The sequence below is a fragment of the Paenibacillus sp. Z6-24 genome, from assembly GCF_054161335.1.
This window is the reverse complement of record NZ_CP096398.1, coordinates 4,384,675-4,405,000: the sequence shown is the minus strand read 5'-3', so window position 1 is coordinate 4,405,000 and position 20,326 is coordinate 4,384,675. Positions and strand designations below refer to the sequence as shown.

Annotated in this window: 11 protein-coding genes, 7 tRNA genes and 2 rRNA genes (1 of these 20 cut by a window edge); 18 read left to right on the top strand and 2 right to left on the bottom strand. The window is 50.4% G+C overall.

All coding sequences use genetic code 11. The annotated features are described in order from the left end of the window. From M1D61_RS19100 to M1D61_RS19060, 9 genes are all read left to right on the top strand, one after another. Positions 1-2,446 (top strand): 23S ribosomal RNA (locus M1D61_RS19100); it begins 476 nt to the left of the window's first position. A gap of 71 nt (positions 2,447-2,517) precedes the next feature. Then, a 5S ribosomal RNA gene (gene rrf, locus M1D61_RS19095) occupies positions 2,518-2,634 on the top strand. A gap of 57 nt (positions 2,635-2,691) precedes the next feature. Then, positions 2,692-2,767, top strand: a tRNA-Thr gene (locus M1D61_RS19090). Positions 2,768-2,814: 47 nt separating this feature from the next. Further along, positions 2,815-2,887: transfer RNA gene (locus M1D61_RS19085), tRNA-His, on the top strand. Between the two features lie 17 nt (positions 2,888-2,904). After that, positions 2,905-2,979, top strand: a tRNA-Gln gene (locus M1D61_RS19080). A 6-nt stretch (positions 2,980-2,985) separates the two neighbouring features. Continuing rightward, a tRNA-Lys gene (locus tag M1D61_RS19075) sits at positions 2,986-3,061 on the top strand. Between the two features lie 40 nt (positions 3,062-3,101). Beyond that, a tRNA-Leu gene (locus M1D61_RS19070) sits at positions 3,102-3,185 on the top strand. A gap of 10 nt (positions 3,186-3,195) precedes the next feature. Then, a tRNA-Gly gene (locus tag M1D61_RS19065) sits at positions 3,196-3,270 on the top strand. A 136-nt stretch (positions 3,271-3,406) separates the two neighbouring features. Beyond that, positions 3,407-3,477: transfer RNA gene (locus M1D61_RS19060), tRNA-Gly, on the top strand. 58 nt (positions 3,478-3,535) lie between these two features. On the opposite strand, the gene M1D61_RS19055 is transcribed toward M1D61_RS19060, so the two are convergent. Further along, entirely contained in the window at positions 3,536-4,525 is a 990-nt protein-coding gene (locus M1D61_RS19055; RefSeq protein ID WP_458120166.1) for a beta-ketoacyl-ACP synthase 3, read from the bottom strand. 819 nt (positions 4,526-5,344) lie between these two features. Between M1D61_RS19055 and M1D61_RS19050 the strand changes: the two genes are divergently transcribed. Further along, the gene (locus tag M1D61_RS19050) at positions 5,345-6,535 is read left to right on the top strand and encodes a GNAT family N-acetyltransferase (protein WP_458120165.1); all 1,191 of its coding nucleotides are present in this window, start codon (positions 5,345-5,347) and stop codon (positions 6,533-6,535) included. A gap of 303 nt (positions 6,536-6,838) precedes the next feature. Here the strand turns inward: M1D61_RS19050 and M1D61_RS19045 are convergent, their stop codons facing one another. Next, entirely contained in the window at positions 6,839-8,443 is a 1,605-nt protein-coding gene (locus M1D61_RS19045) for an amidase (RefSeq protein ID WP_458120164.1), read from the bottom strand. Between the two features lie 290 nt (positions 8,444-8,733). On the opposite strand from M1D61_RS19045, the gene M1D61_RS19040 reads away from it, so the two are divergent. The 8 genes from M1D61_RS19040 to M1D61_RS19005 all read left to right on the top strand — a co-directional run bounded on the left by M1D61_RS19040 (position 8,734) and on the right by M1D61_RS19005 (position 20,125). Beyond that, on the top strand, positions 8,734-10,878 hold the full coding sequence (locus M1D61_RS19040) for a DNA topoisomerase III (RefSeq protein WP_458120163.1): 2,145 nt from the start codon (positions 8,734-8,736) through the stop codon (positions 10,876-10,878). A gap of 122 nt (positions 10,879-11,000) precedes the next feature. After that, positions 11,001-11,987 carry a LacI family DNA-binding transcriptional regulator gene (locus tag M1D61_RS19035; protein WP_046213923.1) on the top strand — a complete coding sequence of 329 codons (987 nt, stop codon included), beginning with the start codon at positions 11,001-11,003 and terminating at the stop codon, positions 11,985-11,987. Between the two features lie 186 nt (positions 11,988-12,173). Next, the gene (locus tag M1D61_RS19030; protein ID WP_458120162.1) at positions 12,174-13,727 is read left to right on the top strand and encodes a glycoside hydrolase family 32 protein; all 1,554 of its coding nucleotides are present in this window, start codon (positions 12,174-12,176) and stop codon (positions 13,725-13,727) included. A gap of 63 nt (positions 13,728-13,790) precedes the next feature. Next, the gene (locus M1D61_RS19025) at positions 13,791-15,203 is read left to right on the top strand and encodes a sucrose-specific PTS transporter subunit IIBC (protein ID WP_458120161.1); all 1,413 of its coding nucleotides are present in this window, start codon (positions 13,791-13,793) and stop codon (positions 15,201-15,203) included. A 321-nt stretch (positions 15,204-15,524) separates the two neighbouring features. Then, a complete protein-coding gene (locus M1D61_RS19020; protein ID WP_458120160.1) occupies positions 15,525-16,232 on the top strand; it encodes an N-acetylmannosamine-6-phosphate 2-epimerase in 708 nt (235 codons plus the stop codon). 382 nt (positions 16,233-16,614) lie between these two features. Then, positions 16,615-18,819 carry an alpha-galactosidase gene (locus tag M1D61_RS19015; protein WP_458120159.1) on the top strand — a complete coding sequence of 735 codons (2,205 nt, stop codon included), beginning with the start codon at positions 16,615-16,617 and terminating at the stop codon, positions 18,817-18,819. A gap of 202 nt (positions 18,820-19,021) precedes the next feature. Further along, entirely contained in the window at positions 19,022-19,321 is a 300-nt protein-coding gene (locus M1D61_RS19010; RefSeq protein ID WP_458120158.1) for a DUF1294 domain-containing protein, read from the top strand. A 363-nt stretch (positions 19,322-19,684) separates the two neighbouring features. Then, a complete protein-coding gene (locus M1D61_RS19005; RefSeq protein WP_458120157.1) occupies positions 19,685-20,125 on the top strand; it encodes a universal stress protein in 441 nt (146 codons plus the stop codon). The last annotated feature ends 201 nt before the right edge of the window (positions 20,126-20,326 follow it).

Below are 20,326 nucleotides of genomic sequence, written 5' to 3'. Positions count from 1 at the left end.
ATACTCCCTAGCGACCGATAGTGAAGCAGTACCGTGAGGGAAAGGTGAAAAGGACCCCGGAAGGGGAGTGAAATAGAACCTGAAACCGTGTGCTTACAAAAAGTCAGAGCCCGATATAGGGGTGATGGCGTGCCTTTTGTAGAATGAACCGGCGAGTTACGTTCCCGTGCAAGGTTAAGGTGAAAAGCCGGAGCCGCAGCGAAAGCGAGTCTGAATAGGGCGATTTAGTACGTGGACGTAGACCCGAAACCGGGTGATCTACCCCTGTCCAGGATGAAGGTACGGTAACACGTACTGGAGGTCCGAACCCACGCACGTTGAAAAGTGCGGGGATGAGGTGGGGGTAGCGGAGAAATTCCAATCGAACCCGGAGATAGCTGGTTCTCCCCGAAATAGCTTTAGGGCTAGCCTCGGAAGGTGAGTCGCGGAGGTAGAGCACTGATTGGATGCGGGGCCCGCAAGGGTTACCAAGTTCAGTCAAACTCCGAATGCCGCAGACTTTATTCCGGGAGTCAGACAGTGGGTGCTAAGGTCCATTGTCAAAAGGGAAACAGCCCAGACCATCAGCTAAGGTCCCCAAGTGTGTGTTAAGTGGGAAAGGATGTGGAGTTGCTTAGACAACCAGGATGTTGGCTTAGAAGCAGCCACCATTGAAAGAGTGCGTAATAGCTCACTGGTCGAGTGACTCTGCGCCGAAAATGTAACGGGGCTAAACACACCACCGAAGCTATGGCTTGATGCTTGCATCAGGGGTAGGGGAGCGTTGAATTTAGGTTGAAGGTGTACCGTAAGGAGCGCTGGACAGAATTCAAGTGAGAATGCCGGTATGAGTAACGAAAAGATCAGTGAGAATCTGATCCGCCGAAAGCCCAAGGGTTCCTGAGGAAGGCTCGTCCTCTCAGGGTAAGTCGGGACCTAAGGCGAGGCCGAAAGGCGTAGTCGACGGACAACAGGTTGAAATTCCTGTACCACCGAAAGCCGTTATGAGCAATGGGGTGACGCAGGAGGGTAGTGACGCGGACTGATGGATGTCCGTCTAAGCAGTGAGGCTTGTGTGTAGGTAAATCCGCACACTCCAAGGCCAGGCTGTGATGGGGAGCGAAAATTACAGTAGCGAAGGTCATGATCTCACACTGCCAAGAAAAGCCTCTAGCCAGGAAGCAGGTGCCCGTACCGCAAACCGACACAGGTGGGCGAGAAGAGAATTCTAAGGCGCGCGGAAGAACTCTCGTTAAGGAACTCGGCAAAATGACCCCGTAACTTCGGGAGAAGGGGTGCCCCGGTAGTGTGAATAGCACGAGGGGGCCGCAGTGAAAAGGCCCAAGCGACTGTTTAGCAAAAACACAGGTCTGTGCGAAGCCGCAAGGCGAAGTATACGGGCTGACGCCTGCCCGGTGCTGGAAGGTTAAGGGGAGTGGTTAGCGCAAGCGAAGCTATGAACCGAAGCCCCAGTAAACGGCGGCCGTAACTATAACGGTCCTAAGGTAGCGAAATTCCTTGTCAGGTAAATTCTGACCCGCACGAATGGCGTAACGATTTGGGCGCTGTCTCAACGAGAGATCCGGTGAAATTTTAATACCTGTGAAGATGCAGGTTACCCGCGACAAGACGGAAAGACCCCATGGAGCTTTACTGCAGCTTGATATTGAACTGGGGTGCGATTTGTACAGGATAGGTGGGAGCCTACGAAGAGGGAGCGCAAGCTTCCTTGGAGGCGCCGTTGGGATACCACCCTGATCGCATCTGAGTTCTAACCTGGTACCGTGATCCGGTACAGGGACCGTGTCAGGTGGGCAGTTTGACTGGGGCGGTCGCCTCCTAAAATGTAACGGAGGCGCCCTAAGGTTCCCTCAGAATGGTTGGAAATCATTCGAAGAGTGTAAAGGCATAAGGGAGCTTGACTGCGAGACCTACAAGTCGAGCAGGGACGAAAGTCGGGCTTAGTGATCCGGTGGTACCGCATGGAAGGGCCATCGCTCAACGGATAAAAGCTACCCTGGGGATAACAGGCTTATCTCCCCCAAGAGTCCACATCGACGGGGAGGTTTGGCACCTCGATGTCGGCTCATCGCATCCTGGGGCTGAAGTAGGTCCCAAGGGTTGGGCTGTTCGCCCATTAAAGCGGTACGCGAGCTGGGTTCAGAACGTCGTGAGACAGTTCGGTCCCTATCTGTCGTGGGCGTAGGAAATTTGAGAGGAGCTGTCCTTAGTACGAGAGGACCGGGATGGACGCACCGCTGGTGTACCAGTTGTTCCGCCAGGAGCATCGCTGGGTAGCTACGTGCGGAAGGGATAAGCGCTGAAAGCATCTAAGCGTGAAGCCCCCCTCAAGATGAGATTTCCCAATTAGTAAGACCCCTTGAAGACGACGAGGTAGATAGGTTGGGGGTGGAAGTGCAGCAATGCATGGAGCTGACCAATACTAATCGGTCGAGGGCTTATCCAATAAGCTTCTAAAGCAGCGAAGTTTCGTTTCGGATTCAGTTTTCAGGTGATTAACACCTGCAAGGTAAGACGTTTGGTGATGATGGCGGAGGGGTTCCACACGTACCCATCCCGAACACGACCGTTAAGCCCTCCAGCGCCGATGGTACTTGGACCGCAGGGTCCTGGGAGAGTAGGACGTTGCCAAGCGTTTCCCCACTGGGGATTTTTTTTCGGCCATTTGTGGCCAAAAGTGATATTGATTATGCCGGTGTAGCTCAGTTGGTAGAGCAACTGACTTGTAATCAGTAGGTCGGGGGTTCAAATCCTCTCGCCGGCACCATGTTTTTTTAGGGACAGGGCGTATACGCTTTTTACCCATACATTAAGGCGGTCGTGGCGAAGGGGTTAACGCATCGGACTGTGACTCCGACATTCGCGGGTTCAATTCCCGTCGATCGCCCTTTATCTTATGTATTTTGGGGATTAGCCAAGCGGTAAGGCAACGGACTTTGACTCCGTCACGCATAGGTTCGAATCCTATATCCCCAGCCATTATTAGAGCCATTAGCTCAGTTGGTAGAGCACCTGACTTTTAATCAGGGTGTCGAAGGTTCGAGTCCTTCATGGCTCACCATTTACCTTTTGTAAATGGATATGTTTTATCTTTGTAATATGCGGTCGTGGCGGAATTGGCAGACGCGCACGGTTCAGGTCCGTGTGGGCTAACCCCCGTGGAGGTTCGAGTCCTCTCGACCGCATACTTATTTTGCGGACGTGGCTCAGCGGTAGAGCATCGCCTTGCCAAGGCGAGGGTCGCGGGTTCGATTCCCGTCGTCCGCTCCATATATATTTTTTTTGGATGTCAGAATGTTAGAGAAAACAATATAAGTATTCTTGTTTATTTAGCAGTATGACATTTCTGTTTTGGGTTTGATGCTGTAACCTGGTGTTGCCTCATCAGATCATGATCCCCTGATCCGCGGGTGTAGTTCAATGGTAGAACTTCAGCCTTCCAAGCTGATAGCGTGGGTTCGATTCCCATCACCCGCTTATAAAAAAAAGGATGTCTGACTATGTCAGGCATCCTTTTTAGTTTATTCGGTGATTGTTAAGATTTGGGATTCCAGTGGATAAGCATTCCCATTTGAGTCAGACCGGCTCCGAAACCATAAAGAACAAGATGATCTCCAGCTTTTAGCTTATTATCCTGAATTCCCTGCTGCATGGCGAGAGGGATCGAAGCGGAAGATGTATTGCCGAACCATTCAGCACTGGTAAGAGCCTGGTGGGGCATAAAGCCGGACTTTTCGCTGATGGATTCAATCATTTTCAGATTGGCACTATGGGGTACAAACCAGTCTATCTTGTCCAGGGTATAATTGGTTTGCTGCAGCAGGCGAGAGATTCCCTGAGGAACAGTACGCACTGCCCATTTATACACTTCGCGTCCATTTTGATAAATCTTGCCTTGTCCATTCATGGTCGTTCCTGCAATCTGGTCAGACAGGCCGCTGCGGTATACATGGCAGCCTCCGCTGCCGTCGCTATCTGTAACGGTACCTATAAAGCTGGGCATCTCTGCATCGTATTCCACAAGTGCGGCTCCTGCTCCATCCCCAAATAATATACAGGTGTTACGATCGGTATAATCGACAACTTTGGTCATCGTCTCTGCTGCAATCACGAGAACTTTACGATGCAGACCGGATGTGATAAAGCTGTTGGCCATATGAAGAGCATATACAAAGCCTGCACAGGTCGCATTTATATCCAGTGCACCGGCACGCGTAATATTGAAATAAGATTGTACCTGGGTAGCTACACTCGGAAATTGGTAATCTGCTGTAGTTGTAGCTACGAGGATCAGCTCTACATCATCCAGATTAACCGGATGGTTATTCAGCATATTCTGGACAGCTGCGATGCTGAGATCCGAGCTGAACTGCTTGGGAGCAGCAGCACGGCGTTCCCGTATACCGGTACGTTGTACGATCCATTCATCCGAAGTCTCAACCATTCGTTCGAGATCGGTATTGGTAATTCTCTGCTCGGGTACATAAGTACCGAGTGCTGTAATTCTTGCAGTGGATAGAGTCATATGGGTCACCTCAACTAAGTATGTGTATGGCTTCAGAAAAAGCAATTGTATTATTTTAAAGGACTATTCTAAAGGAAACATGTACAACGATGTGTTAACCGTATAAGCAAGTGATAGCGGAAGGATTAAGCTATGCCGGAACCTTTTACATACTTTAGTTAATTGTATAGCTTGCGGGCAGAGTGTATCCTATGGGGAGTTTACGATGTCTATTCAATGAATTTTCGCAGCAGGAGCAGCTACATAGATTAGAGGAGAAGTTATTTAGAACCTTGTATTAGTACCAGATACTAATTTAATATAACGTATTAGAGATTGGAAGTAAATAGAATTGGAAAGTAAATCATAAATTCATTATATCAGTATTTAAAATACAAGGCGCTTGATGGTACAGAAGATGGCTAATTTCAATAAGACTGTATGTAATACGGTTGAAATTTGTTTTGGTTCTTGATTTCCTGGAGACAGGTAGAGAATTATACAAGCAGATAGAAAAACAGATGGATAGATTCATTACATAGGCAGACAGATGGGAGTTCAATAAAGGTAAGTCAGGTAGATCACGGCATGGGTGAAGCTATAAATGGTTAAGGAAGGGGAGGAAAAAAGCAACGAAAAAGAGTGTAAAGGTATGTAGGAGAAGGCCGCATGGAATTGCAATGTGGTCAAGTAAGATGCCATAATGGCAGTATGATTAGATACCGCTTGCAGAATGACAATTTTATTGGCAGGTGAGATGGCTGTATTCATGTGTGCTGGCGCAGATGAGGATATCAGGTTCCGGCAGATCATAACTATTCGAATGAGGTGATGAGCACGATGGAAATCAGGCAATTAACCGCAGAAGAATTTGAACTACGTATGGAACTGTCGATGTATGCTTTTCAATATCGTAAATCGGCAGAGGAATTGGAAGAGATCAAGCCCCGTTTTAAACCGGAAACGGTGTGGGGTGTTTTTGAAGATGGGGAGTTGAGTGCGCAGCTCACTTTGCTGCCTATGGAGACATACATACATGGCCGCCGTTATGCAATGGGAGGCATCGCCAGTGTGGCTACCTGGCCGGAGAAGCGACGTCAAGGCTTTGTAGATCAGCTGCTTCGGCATGCGCTGCAGTTAATGAATGATACGGGCCAGTCAATTTCCTTTCTGCATCCGTTTTATTTCCCCTTTTATCGTAAATATGGCTGGGATCTGTATATCGATTACAAAACATATACCATCCCTACGGCACTGCTGCCTGCCAAGGTACAATCAGATGGTCGGATCAAGCGTGGAGTCAAGGATATCACGGTGCTGAACGCAGTATATGAAGCTTATGCATCCGGCTATAACGGTACACTGGTGCGAAGCGAGGAATGGTGGACACATTCCGTTCTGGATGATTCTATGCAGACGACTGTCTACTATAATGCTTCAGGAGAGGCGCGTGGTTATCTGCTGTATGCAGTGAAAGAGCGCAAGATGGATATTGATGAGCTGGTGTATTTGGATGAGCCCTCCCGGCAGGCGCTATGGACGTATATTGCCAATCATGATTCGATGATTACAGAGGTGAAGATCAAAGCACCGGTAGATGATGGCTTGCCTTATCTGCTTCGTGATCCGCGGATAGAGCAGCAGACAACGCCTTACTTTATGGCACGAATCGTGAATGTGAAGCAGTTTCTGGAAGAGTATCCTTTTACACCGGGCGCGGTACAGGTTATTCGTATTACTGTAAATGATCCGATCGCTGAATGGAATGAAGGTATTTGGGAAGTGCTGATTAATGAATCCGGGCAGGCTAAGGTTAGCCAACGTGCCGAGCTGCCGGAAGGGGTTCAGCAGGATATACAGCAGTACAGCAGCATTCAGACTGATATTCAGACACTGACAGCAATGATGATGGGGTACAAGCGCCCTGCAGAGCTGTACCGGTGGAACAGGCTGGCTGGCAAAACGGAAGCGATCAATATTTTGGAAAGCAGAATACCGGCGGCTACAACTTATTTGATGGACTTCTTCTGATCGCTGCGGGGTAATTGTTAAGCCTGTAGCTTGGAGCTTGGAGCTTAGTGTTTATGGCTCATGGAGTATATAGTAATTGGGACAAAATGATATGTTTTGAAGATGGGTTCATTTAGCGAGATTAAAAACGATCTTTCAGACTGGCGTGCATAACAGTCTGGAAGATCGTTTTGTTCTAGAGAGGGGTTATTCAGTTATTAAGGGAATATTCATTTTGAAAGGTGAACTGGGATGAGACTTTTTTATATTCTTGCTTCCGTTAGATAATAGCTCTTTGGTTTATCGGCTCATTGAATCATGAAACTATGGAGTTAATACAGGTGCTTTCCGATTATGGGTACCTTGCTCGTAGCTGTAGGCCAGTTTGATCAGTGTGCTTTCGTCGAAAGGGCGACCCAGGAACTCGATGCCTACAGGCAGGCCTTCGGGGGTGAAGCCGGCAGGCACGGTAATCGCCGGGAAGCCGGAAAAGGGACTGAGGCGGTTATTGTTGCCTGATTCCTGTTCTTCACCAATCATGGCGGCAGGCTCGGTGGTGGTCGGGTAGACGATGGCATCGAGATCGTTATCGGCCATGACTTTGAGCAGGGATTCACGGGTGATCTTGGTGCGGTTCAGAACAATATCTTTGTACGCTTCTGTATCGAGCGACTCCAGTGCATTTCGTTTCTGCATAGAATCGGTCTGGGAAGGGTCGAACTGTCCGGATTGCAGAATCTCTGCAAGTGTATGATAAGGAGCATCCTCACCCAGGCTATCCAGATAGTCATTTAGCTGGAATTTGAATTCATAGCCGCTGAGGCTGGGAAATTGCATAATCTGATCCAGCTTTGGAATCTGTACAGGCACTGCAGCAGCACCGAGACGCTGAATATCATCGACGGCACCATATACGGCTTTGGTAACGGACTGTTCGGCTGAAGAAGTGCCAAACAATTCATAGGCAACTCCGATACGCGCCCCTTTCAGTCCATCCGCCTGCAGACTGTCCATATAGCTGTCCGGAATATGACCTACACTATAGGCGGTAGCCACATCATCAGGGTCATAACCTGCGGTGGCATCCAGTAGAGATGCTGCATCCGCAACGGTACGGGCAATCGGGCCACCCACATCCTGGGTAAGTGCGAGCGGGATAATGCCATCACGGCTGCTCAAGCCAATGGTAGGACGGATACCGACCAGGCTGTTAAAGGCGGAAGGAATCCGGATCGAGCCGCCGGTATCAGTACCGAGGCCGGCCGCTGCAAAGTTGGCTGCAATGGCTGCACCTGTTCCGCCGCTGGAACCGCCCGGATAGTGGTCCGGCATGTATGGATTATGGGTCTGTCCGCCCAGTGAGCTGGAGGTCGTAATGCCAAAGGCAAATTCATGCAGATTGGATTTGGCAAGAATGATGGCTCCGGCTTCCTTGAGTCGGGCGATTTGTTCGGCATCGTCATCAGGAATGGAGTTCTTCAGACACACACAACCGGCGGTCGTCGGCATATCGTCGGTATCAAAGTTGTCTTTTACAATAATAGGGATGCCGTGCAGCGGACCGCGTGAACCCTTACTCTGGCGTTCGCGATCCAGGTCAGCGGCAATCTGCAGAGCCTGCGGATTGAGCGTGAGGATTGCATTTAGCTGTGGTCCCTGATCGTCGTATTTCTCGATACGGTTCAGATACTGCTGAACGAGCTGTACGGAGGTGACTTTACCTGCTGCCAGAGCCTGCTGCATATCGGCGATAGTCGCTTCGGTTACGATAAATGGCTCTACTGTTCCCGGTGTGGATTCGGCATAAGCGGTATGTATCAGTGGATGATATGTACTGACAGAGAGTGTAACCAACAAGGCAGCAGCAAGATAAATCAGTACCTGCTTTTTCAGCCTGGATAACCTGGAGTGTCGTGAGTGATGTAACATTACGTCGCCTCTTTTCTCTTTTTGGTTAATTATTATGCCATTACTTGTTTGATTATGTATTTTATTGTCAATAAATATAACATGTCAATGGATTTATGCAGAATTGGTATGGAAGTCGTAGATCAAGGCATGGATAACGTCCCTGATCAGTGATACGAAGAATCTATGAGCCAGTAATTTATGTTAAAATAAAAGGATATTGTTACTGGTCAATACAGTTTGGACATCAGAAAGTGTTCGTGTGTAGCATGGATATTTATATATACAGGGTAAGGAAAGGAAACATAACCATGAAAAAATTAGTACTGGCTGAGAAGCCTTCGGTCGCAAGAGAAATTGCCCGCGTGCTGGGCAGTAACCAGAAGCAAAAAGGTTACCTGGAAGGTCCTCAGTACATTGTTACCTGGGCGCTGGGACATCTGGTGGGCCTGGCCGAACCGGAAGATTATGATAACCGGTACCAGAAATGGGAGCTGGAGGATTTACCGATTCTGCCGGATAAAATGAGACTCAAAGTGCTGCGGGAAAGTGCCCAGCAGTACAAAACGGTCCAGCATCTTATGAAGCGCCAGGATGTAGGCAGTCTGATCATAGCGACCGATGCTGCCCGTGAGGGAGAGCTGTTGGCCCGCTGGATTATACAGATGGCCAAATGGAACAAGCCATTTCAGCGGCTGTGGATCTCGTCGCAGACAGACAAGGCGATCAAGGAAGGCTTTGCCAGACTGCGTCCGGGCAAGGAATTTGACCGTCTCTATGAAGCGGCACGCTGCCGGGCAGAAGCGGACTGGATGATCGGACTGAATATCACCCGAGCCCTGACCTGCAAATTCGATGCCCCGCTGTCTGCCGGACGGGTACAGACACCTACACTCGGGATGATTATGCAGCGGGAGCAGGATATCCGCAATTTCCGTTCGCAGGATTATCGTACTCTGCAGCTGGATCTGGGCAACTTCCAGATGCAGTGGCGGGGTAAGCAGGGAGATGGACGCATATTCGATGCGGAAGTGGTGCAGGGATTGCAGCAGAAGCTTGAGGGCAAGCAGGTACAGATTACCCAGGTGAAAAAGAGCGAGAAGCAGGAACCTCATCCGCTCGCCTATGATCTGACCGAGCTGCAGCGTGATGCGAACCGCCGGTTTGGCTTCTCGGCCAAGCATACTTCCAATGTACTACAAAAGCTCTATGAACAGCACAAGCTGGTCACCTATCCGCGTACCGATTCCCGCTATCTGTCTTCCGATATGACGGATACCCTGCAGGAACGGCTGGCCAGTGTAGCGGTAGGGCCGTATGCCTCGCTCGCTCGTCCCTTGCTGCGGGGCAAGCTGAATATCGGCCGCCGGATTGTGGATGACACCAAGGTAAGTGATCATCATGCGATTATTCCGACCGAACAGACGCTGCTGCTGAATACGCTCACTACCGATGAGCGCAAGCTGTATGATCTGATTGCGAGACGGTTTATCAGTTTATTTTATCCGGCAGCCCGTTATGATACGGTTCAGGTGGTCGCCGAGGCGGCAGGAGAATCATTCCATGCCAGAGGCATGACTGTTAAGGACAGCGGCTGGAAAGTGGTCTACGGGGATCAGTGGGATGAGGATGATGACGAAGAAGAGGGAGATCCTGGAAAATCGCAGGAACGCCAGACATCGGCGCAGACGCTGCCGGAACTGAAGCAGGGCGATACCCTGATGATCCGCCGGTCACTCGTACAAAGCGGCAGAACGATGCCGCCAAAACGGTACACCGAGGCAGCACTGCTGTCCCAGATGGAAAAGCACGGACTCGGTACACCGGCGACACGCGCGGATATTATCGAGAAGCTGGTCTCCTCGGATACGATCGAACGCCAGGGCAATCATCTGCATCCTACCGGTAAAGGTACCCAGCTGATCGAGCTTGTATCACCGGAGCTTCGTACACCGGAACTGACGGCCCGCTGGGAAAGTGAACTGGAAAAAATCGCCCGTGGACAGGGCCAGCCGGAACCATTTCTGCAGGGAATTCGTCAAATGGCGGAGTCGCTCGTCAGCGGTGTCAAACAAAGCGATGCGCAGTACAAGCCGCATAATGTCTCGAACAGTCACTGCCCGGACTGCGGCACCAGAATGCTGGAGAAAAAAAGCAAAAGAGGTACCTTCCTCGTCTGTCCGAGTGAGGATTGCAGCTATCGCCGTTCGACCGGCAAGCAGCTCTCCAACCGCCGCTGTCCGCAGTGCCACAAAAAAATGGAAATCAAGGATGGCAAAGCAGGAAAGTACATCCAGTGTCTCGGCTGTGGAATCACCGAGAAGCTGAACAAAGACGGCGGCAAACCGGTCAACAAACGGGAGCAGCAAAAACTGGTCAAACAGTTCGAGAAAAAAGAGGAGTTTGGCTCCAGTCTTGGCGATCTGCTGAAAGCTGCTCTGGAAAAGAAGGAATAATGCAGCAGTACCCATAATTTATTAACAATCATCATAATCAGCTGCAGCGGACAGCCGGGTAATCGGGCAGCCTGCTGCAGCTGGTATATCATGCAGATTAAAAGGCCAATGTGGAGGCGAAAATGAGTAAAACCATTTCAGATATTGCTCAAATCGCGGGTGTGGCTAAAAGTACAGTCTCGCGCTACCTGAACGGCGGATCGGTCAGTGTAAATACCCGGAAAAAGCTGGAGCAGGTTATCCGGGAAACCGGATATATTCCGAATACATTTGCCCAGAGTCTCAAAGCCAAAAATGCCAGTATTATCGGAACGATAGTACCGCGGCTGGATTCATTTGCGACATCGCATACGCTAATGGGCATTGACGATCAGCTGCGGAAGTTCGGTTATCGGATGATTATCTCCAATACGAGTCAGGATATGAACCGAGAAATTGAGGCGATCTACGAGTTGGCCCGTCAGAAAATCGCCGGGATCATTCTGCTGGCAGCCCGGATTACGGACGATCATCTGGTAGCGATCGAGGAGACCGGTGTCCCTGTACTGTTGGTAGGCCAGGAGCATGAACAGATTCACAGTCTGATTCATAACGACTATGAAGCCGGCTATGATCTCGGGCGTTATGTGCTGTCGAGAGGACATCGGCATCTGATCTATCTTGGCGTAACCGAACAGGATATTGCCGTTGGCGTCAAACGCAAAGAGGGATTTGCCCGTGCAGTGGAAGAAACAGGTGGCTGTCAGGTGGAGTATTACGAGACCAGCTTCCGTATTCCGGATGCGCGTGAAGCGGCGCTGGATATTTTATCAGGCGATCTGGAAGCTTCGATCATGGTGTGCGCCACCGATAATATTGCGCTTGGTGTGATGAAAGCTGCCTATCAGCTGGGAATACGGATTCCGGAACAGCTCTCGGTTACCGGGTTTGGTGGATATGATGTGACTGAGGTAGTTCATCCGGCGTTAACAACGGTGCGCTATCCGTACACCGAAGCTGGCAGAATTGCTGCGCGGAATATTATTCAGCTGGTCAATGAGCAGCCAGTAAATAAAGTAACAATCATGGATCACCAATTATTAGAGCGAGAAAGCGTTGACAAATACTAAAAAATGATTTTATAATAACTTTGGAATCGGTTCCATAGATTCCTCCACAGGTGGTTGCGACGTAGGTTTATTCTGACTGATTCTATAACCAAAAGGATCAGTTCTTATTTTAATTTATTTTGGAACCGGTTCCTATTATTTTAATTAAAATTGGAACCGGTTCCTTAGAAAAAACGGGGAACAGTTATGAAAATGAGCAGAGAACAAAAATACCGTCTGATCGAAGAGGCGGATGAAGAGGAAATTGCGCTGCTGAAGCAGCAGGTGAAGCAGAGCCCATGGCGGCAGCAGTATCATATTCAGCCGCATACCGGACTGCTTAATGATCCAAATGGATTTGCTTATTATCAAGGGGAGTATCATCTCTTTTACCAGTGGTTTCCGCTAGGCACGGATCATGGGATGAAGTACTGGTACCATCTGAAATCAGCGGATCTGTCGAATTGGCAGGACTGCGGGATCGGTATTGCGCCGGGCGACCGGCAGGATTCCCACGGCGCGTATTCCGGCAGTGGATTCGAGCATGAAGGGCATCTATACCTGATGTATACCGGCAATACGCGTGATGAAAACTGGGTACGGCATCCGTATCAATGCATGGCGGTCATGGACCGGGAAGGACGGATCACCAAGTGGGAGCAGCCGGTAATTGATGAAGTGCCAGCCGGTTATACGGATCATTTCCGTGATCCCAAAGTATGGAAGGATGGCGAGCTATTCTACTGTGTGATCGGTGCCCAGCGTGAAGATGAGACGGGCAGTATTACGGTATATCGTTCAGCAGATCTCAGACAGTGGGACTTTGCCGGAGAGCTGAACACATCGCTGCCACGGTTTGGCTATATGTGGGAGTGTCCGGATTATTTTGAAATAAATGGACAGGGTGTACTTCTGTTCTGCCCGCAGGGATTACAGCCAGAGGGTGATAAGTATCGCAATATTTATCAGTCGGGTTATGTAACCGGCAGCAGAATGAATCTGGACACACTGGAGCTGCAGCATGGCGAGTTCCATGAACTGGATTACGGCTTTGACTTCTATGCTCCGCAGACGACAACCGGACCGGATGGAGAGCGGATCATCGTCGGCTGGATGGGACTGCCGGATATCGCCTACCCGACGGATAATCAGGGCTGGGCGCACTGCCTGACACTGCCGCGTGAGCTGCATCTGCATAACGGCAAACTGCTGCAAAAGCCGGTACCCGGTCTGGCATTAAGACGCGGCAGCAAAGCATCATTCAGCGGCAGCTTGACAGGAAGACAGCAGATGCCGGACTTTGCCGGAGAAGCATATGAACTGATCTGCACCTATATGATGCAAGAGGAACAGACAGCGGAAGGCGGGCATACAGCACAAGATAGGAATACAGAGCTGACAGGTGAAGCATCAATTGGAGCTGCCGGGCAGGCATCTTCATTCGGGATCGAGCTGCGCACAGGGGATACCGAGAAGACGGTGCTCACTTACGATGCTGCCTCCAAACGGCTGACACTGGATCGCTCCGCTTCGGGACAGCCGGTGGCCGAAGAGTATGGAACGACCCGAAGCTGCGTGCTGGAACAGCCGCTGAGCCGACTGCACATCTTTGTCGATGTATCTTCGGTGGAGATTTTTGTAAATGATGGTGAAGTCGTATTCACAAGCCGTATTTTCCCGGACCCGGATAGTCAGGGCATTGTCTTTTTTGCAGAAAATGGAACGGTGCATCTGCAGGCGGAGAAATGGGATTATCATTGATAAAATCAGGTGGAATTCATTAAGAAGACGTAACGGGATTTAGATCAGAGAGGATGAACAGGTATGGCACAAAATCATGAGATTGCCAAGGAAGTGCTGGATGCGGTTGGCGGAAGAGAGAATATCGCTTCCTTTGCCCACTGTGCAACAAGACTGCGGATTATGGTCAACGACAAGGAAAAGATCGACCAGAAGCAGGTAGAGAATATCGATAAGGTCAAAGGGGCCTTTTTCAATTCCGGGCAGTATCAGATCATTTTCGGTACCGGAACGGTCAATCAAATCTATGAAGAGATGGAAAAGCTGGGGCTCGACGGTTCCAGCAAAGAAGAAGTGAAAAGTCAGGCCAAGCAGCAGGGCGGCCGCTTCCAACGGGCGATTCGTACATTTGGGGATGTATTCGTACCGATTATTCCGGTACTGGTCGCGACCGGATTGTTCATGGGGCTGCGTGGACTATTGACCCAGCCGCAGATTCTGGCACTGTTCGGCATGACTCCGGATCAGATCTCGCCGAACTTCCTGCTGTATACGCAAGTACTGACAGATACGGCATTTGCTTTCCTGCCGGCACTGGTCGCCTGGTCGGCATTCCGGGTCTTTGGTGGTAGCCCGGTACTCGGTATTATTCTCGGCCTGATGCTCGTTAACCCGGCGCTGCCGAATGCTTATTCAGTCGCTGACGGTTCTGCGGAAGCGCTTCGATTCTTCGATTTTATTCCGGTCGTTGGTTATCAGGGCTCGGTGATTCCTGCCTTTGTGGTTGGTCTGCTCGGAGCGAAGCTGGAACGTTTTCTGCGTAAGCGTATTCCCGAAGCGCTTGATCTGATCCTGACGCCGTTTCTGACTTTGCTGATTATGATTACGCTGGGTCTGTTTGCGATCGGTCCGATCTTCCACTCGCTGGAGGAAGTGGTACTAAACGTAACGACAACTGTGCTCAATCTGCCTTACGGGGTGGCCGGTATCGTGATTGGCGGTCTGCATCAGATCGTCGTCGTTACCGGAGTGCATCATATTTTCAATTTGCTGGAAATCCAGCTGCTGGAGCGTACAGGCGCCAATCCATTTAATGCGATCATCACCTGTGCGATGGCGGCACAGGCAGCGGCCTGTCTGGCTGTCGGTCTGAAAACGAAGGATACGAAGCTGAAAGCGCTGGCACTGCCATCTTCCTTCTCCGCATTCCTCGGTATTACGGAACCTGCGATCTTCGGGGTGAACCTGCGGTATATGAAACCGTTCATTATGGGTCTGATCGGCGGGGCAGCGGGTGGATTCCTCGCTTCACTGCTGCATCTGGCCGGAACCGGTATGGCGATCACCGTACTGCCTGGTACACTGCTGTATCTGAATTCCCAGCTGCCGATGTACATTTTGTGCAATGTGGTGGCGATTGCCGTCGGCTTTGCACTAACATGGTTGTTCGGATTCAGTGACAAGATGTTGAACGATATGAAGATTGCCGAGAAATAAGCCTGGCTGCAGTATAAGTATCAGATTGGAATATTAGAAAAGCGGACCACATTCCTTTGAGGAGGAAGGTTCGCTTTTTTACATTTCATAGTTAATTTCGTAGTAGGAGAAGTATGAGGAATGAGAATAACGTCATAATATTTTAATGAATCAAAATCGAATTATCACGACATCACGCCTGAAATTGAATTTTGAAAACATCACGTGGATAATAAAGGATACAATATATGTAAGAACTTCATGCAAAAAAGGTACAAAAGAGATATAAAAGAGCTGGGAAAGAGCTAAAACAAAAGTATATCAACGAGAGGGGAATAATCAATGAAGCTCGATGATCTGGGTTTGCAAGGTAAGCTGATCGTATCCTGTCAGGCATTGGAACATGAACCACTGCACAGTTCGTTTATTATGAGCAAAATGGCACTCGCTGCCCAGCAGGGAGGCGCTGCGGGTATCCGTGCCAATACCGCAGAGGACATTACCGAAATCCGCAAAGAGGTGAATCTGCCGGTGATCGGAATCGTGAAGCGCAATTACGGCGATCATCCGGTATTCATCACACCGACACTGCGTGAAATTGCCGAACTGGCCGCAACCGGTTGCGAGATCGTTGCCCTTGACGCGACCAATCGACCAAGACCGGACAGAATGAGCCTGAGCGAACTCGTACAACAAATCCGCCAGCAGTACCCACAGCTCCTGCTCATGGCAGACGTCTCCACAGTCGAGGAGGGCCAGGAAGCAGAGCGCCTTGGATTCGACCTGATCTCAGCAACCCTGGTTGGATACACCGAACAGACCCAGGGGCAAAAGCTGTACGAGAACGATTTTTCCATTTTAAAAGAAATGCTTCAGCACATCTCGACACCCATCGTGGCAGAAGGAAATATCCTCACCCCCGAAATGGCAGCCCGCTGCCTCGAACTGGGCGTATACAGCGTCGTAGTCGGGGGAGCCATTACCCGCCCCCAGCAGATTACAGAGCGATTCATCCATGAAATGAACCAGCGAATGCAAGATGAAGGATAAAAGATAGAGGATTCCAAAGCAAGCCCAAACGCTAACCCTGCGATGTATCTGCCAAAACTTTCAACTCCCCAAAGATGATCAAGCACGGAACGCAAGAAAGGAAATAAGAGCAGCGGACGATATTTAAACCTGGAGATCCTCATTCCTTCCCACCACTCAAGGATCTCCAGGCTTAACCGGAGGACGTGCTCTTATTCCTTTCTGGAGTGAATGCTGGAATACCGCCCCATTACATATCGTGCCATCATTTGCTTGCATCATGCCATGTGCCTGACCGGCAAGACAGGATAAGATAAAAGTGTAATCCGCAGCAACTATACGAAGCGGATCAAAGCGAATATGCAGCCAGCCGTCCAGGCAGGCTGATCAGGAGGAACTATTTATGTCCATATTTTACGATGATCAGCAAAAGACTTTTCATTTGCAAACGTCTTCAACGAGCTATGTGATCCAGCTTATCCATGACCGCCATCTGGCGCATTTATATTGGGGACCGGTACTCCGGCACTCTACCGTAGGCAGTCTGCTGCGCAGAATCGAACGGGCATCGTTCAGCCCGAACTACCACGATGAAGATCGCACCTTCTCCTTCGACACCCTGCCGCAGGAATATCCGGGATACGGACGCGGGGATTACCGGGAGCCAGCCTTTGAAGTGATGCTGCCCAACGGTTCTACAGTCAATGATCTGCATTATGTCAGCCACCGGATTACGGCAGGCAAGCCGGGACTGCCGGGGCTGCCTGCGACCTATGTGGAGCAGGACAGCGAAGCCGATACGCTGGAAATTACGCTCCGCGATGAACTGACCGGTCTGGAAGCGATTGTACAGTACTCCGTATTCGGTGAGCTGAATGCGATTACACGGGCAGTCCGTCTGCATAACCAGGGTGGCGAGACGGTATCGATCCGGCGCGCGCTGAGCAGCAGTGTGGATTTCCATGAGGATCAGTATGAGATGATGCATCTGTCCGGCGCATGGGTGAGGGAGCGGCATGTTCATTACCGCCCGCTGACTCCGGGACTGCAGCGTGTAGAGAGCAAGCGCGGCTCCAGCAGTCATCAGCATAATCCGTTTATTGCCCTGCTGGAAAAAGGGGCGACCGAAGATCATGGTCGGGTCTATGGCATGAGTCTGGTCTACAGCGGTAACTTTATCGCACAGGTCGAGGTGGATCAGTTCCGTACGGCGCGGATGCAGATAGGATTGTCTCCGTTTGATTTTGAATGGAAGCTGGAAGCGGGCGAGACGTTCCAGACCCCGGAAGCGGTACTCGTCCATTCGGCAGAGGGAATCGGGGGGATGTCGCGTACCTATCACCGACTGTACCGTACACGTCTAAGCCGTGGTACGCACCGTGACAAAGTACGTCCAATTCTGATCAACAACTGGGAAGCGACGTATTTTGACTTTGATGCTTCAAAAATCAAAAGTATCGCCGCAGCCGGAAAGGAACTGGGTATCGAACTGTTCGTGCTGGATGACGGCTGGTTCGGTCACCGGGATGACGACCGCACCTCGCTCGGCGACTGGGTGGAAGATCGCCGCAAGCTGCCGGAAGGTCTGGGCAAACTGGCCAATGACATCGTGGCAACCGGTATGCAGTTCGGGCTGTGGTTTGAGCCGGAGATGGTCTCACCGGACAGCGATCTGTACCGCCGCCATCCGGACTGGTGTCTGCATGTGCCGGACCGCAGCCGCTCGATGGGCCGTCAACAGCTGATTCTGGATCTGTCCCGTCAGGATGTATGCGACTATATCGTCGAGTCGGTCAGCAGCGTGCTGTCTTCGGCGCCGATTACGTATGTGAAATGGGATATGAACCGTAACATGTCGGAGATCGGTTCTGCCCTGCTGCCGGCAGACCGCCAGCGGGAGACGGCTCACCGTTATATGCTCGGACTGTACAATGTGCTGGAACGCATCACGTCTGCTTTCCCGGATGTGCTGTTTGAGAGCTGCTCCGGTGGCGGCGGTCGCTTCGATCCGGGGATGCTCTACTACATGCCGCAGACATGGACGAGCGATGATACGGATGCCGTTGAACGGCTGAAAATCCAGTATGGTACGAGCATGGTGTATCCGGCGAGCTCGATGGGATCGCATGTATCGGCTGTACCGAATCACCAGGTGGGACGATTCACTTCCTTTGCCACGCGCGGGCATGTGGCGATGTCGGGGAACTTTGGCTATGAACTGGATCTGACTTCTCTGACCGAAAAAGAAAAGCAGGAAGTTCGGAAACAGGTGGCCCAGTACAAGCAGCTGCGTGAGCTGATTCAGTTCGGTGAATTCTATCGTCTGCTCAGTCCATTTGAGGGCAACTGTACGGCATGGATGTTTGTCTCGGAAGATCAGCAGGAAGCTTTTGCCGGTTACTTCCAGGTACTGAGCGAGCCCAATCCGCCGCTGCGTCGTCTCAAGCTGAGAGGACTGAATCCGCAGAGCCAGTATCGTATGAACGTAAATGGTGTGGAAGAAGAGCAGGTGTATTATGGTGATGAACTGATGTATCACGGTATTGCCCTGATCGAGAAATATGAAGACTTCCAGAGCACGCTGTTTACATTTGAGGCTGTAAAGTAAAAGAACAAACCGCACCCCTAATGATGCCAAAAACAGCTGGCTGTATAAGGAAGATTCCACTTTGTTACGCATCCCGTTTGTTGTGAGGCTTTTCAAAAGGTATACTGTGAATAGCTCGCTTCCGTGAGGCGTGCTGTACAGATGCAGAACCGTTCCCGGAGAAATTCCGGAGAGCCTGACAGACCAATAAGGAGACGGAAACATGATGGGATCAATCACGCCAGAGTCGCTGCTGTGGATATGGCTGCTGGTCATCAATAGTATTGCGTATATTACGATGAGTGTGGACAAAAGCCGGGCCGAACGCCGGCGCACCCGGCATCGTATACCGGAGAAGAACCTGTTCCTGCTGGCTGCAATCGGCGGTGCGCTGGGAATCTGGGTATCCATGTATACGCGCAGGCACAAGACCAAGCATCGTTCGTTTGTGATCGGTGTACCGCTGCTGCTCGCGCTGAATGTGCTGGTGTACGGGTATGTATTTTACCGCTGGTTCAGCTGAAAGCAGGCTGCACGGTATAGAAATAACTTGAATATGAGAATATCCTATCCAATGATATGGATAATCAAAGGCCTGGCGGTGCAGCCGGGTCTTTGGTTTCATTAGGGAAGCGATTCGGGTAATTTAGGGTATAAGCGCCTGCATTCATTTTACCAAACCATGCAGGTGAGAGTCTGACATCCTGGCAGGGCAGCGATCATTGGTGAACAGTACTGTTATATATGTAATAAGTGATATAATAAAAAGTGCTGCACGCCGCTGTTACTGCTGCTGAAGAACTACATACCGCATGCTGCCAGCTAGTGCACGATATATGCAGCCTGCGGGCGCATACAGTCATAGAAAGAAAGGGAGGGGAATACAATGTTATTCTCAAATATTCTGCTTGCTTACGACGGTTCCAAAGCGTCCAACAAAGCGCTCAACCGTGCTGTCGAACTCGCCAAAGCCAATCCGGAGGCACATATTGACGCGATTCACGTGTTTGATTTCCCGCGCTACTTTATGGGAGAAGGCATCGTACCGGTTCCAACCACATCCAATGAAGAACTGTACGAAATGGCGATGCAGACAGCCAAGGAAGCGAAGCGCCGTTTGGAAGAGTCCGGCATTCCGAACAAATTTGACGTCGAGATGATCCAGGGGAATGCCGCGCAGGGCATACTCGACTTTGCCGCATCCCATAACTCCGATGTTATCGTGATCGGCAGCCGCGGTCTGGGCAGTATCCGCGAGTTCGTACTGGGCAGTGTCAGCCACAACGTGGTACAGCACGCACAGATTCCGGTATTGATTGTAAAATAAAGAAAGACCGTTCCGCATGACAACTGCATACGATGCATGAGACGTACTATTCTGTATTTCACCTCTACCTTGGAGGCGGATGAATGGTGCGTCTTTTGTTATTTAGACAGCAATCAATCTGAAAAAGGCGTTTAAATCAATAAAAATACGAACGATTGATTATGTGAACTTATGAACGTTCGCCTTTTAAGTTGACATGGC

Coding starts and splice junctions, on each gene's coding strand:
- M1D61_RS19055 (WP_458120166.1), bottom strand. CDS start 4,525: ATGACTCTATCCACTGCAAGAATTACAGCACTCGGTACTTATGTACCC.
- M1D61_RS19050 (WP_458120165.1), top strand. CDS start 5,345: ATGGAAATCAGGCAATTAACCGCAGAAGAATTTGAACTACGTATGGAA.
- M1D61_RS19045 (WP_458120164.1), bottom strand. CDS start 8,443: ATGTTACATCACTCACGACACTCCAGGTTATCCAGGCTGAAAAAGCAG.
- M1D61_RS19040 (WP_458120163.1), top strand. CDS start 8,734: ATGAAAAAATTAGTACTGGCTGAGAAGCCTTCGGTCGCAAGAGAAATT.
- M1D61_RS19035 (WP_046213923.1), top strand. CDS start 11,001: ATGAGTAAAACCATTTCAGATATTGCTCAAATCGCGGGTGTGGCTAAA.
- M1D61_RS19030 (WP_458120162.1), top strand. CDS start 12,174: ATGAAAATGAGCAGAGAACAAAAATACCGTCTGATCGAAGAGGCGGAT.
- M1D61_RS19025 (WP_458120161.1), top strand. CDS start 13,791: ATGGCACAAAATCATGAGATTGCCAAGGAAGTGCTGGATGCGGTTGGC.
- M1D61_RS19020 (WP_458120160.1), top strand. CDS start 15,525: ATGAAGCTCGATGATCTGGGTTTGCAAGGTAAGCTGATCGTATCCTGT.
- M1D61_RS19015 (WP_458120159.1), top strand. CDS start 16,615: ATGTCCATATTTTACGATGATCAGCAAAAGACTTTTCATTTGCAAACG.
- M1D61_RS19010 (WP_458120158.1), top strand. CDS start 19,022: ATGATGGGATCAATCACGCCAGAGTCGCTGCTGTGGATATGGCTGCTG.
- M1D61_RS19005 (WP_458120157.1), top strand. CDS start 19,685: ATGTTATTCTCAAATATTCTGCTTGCTTACGACGGTTCCAAAGCGTCC.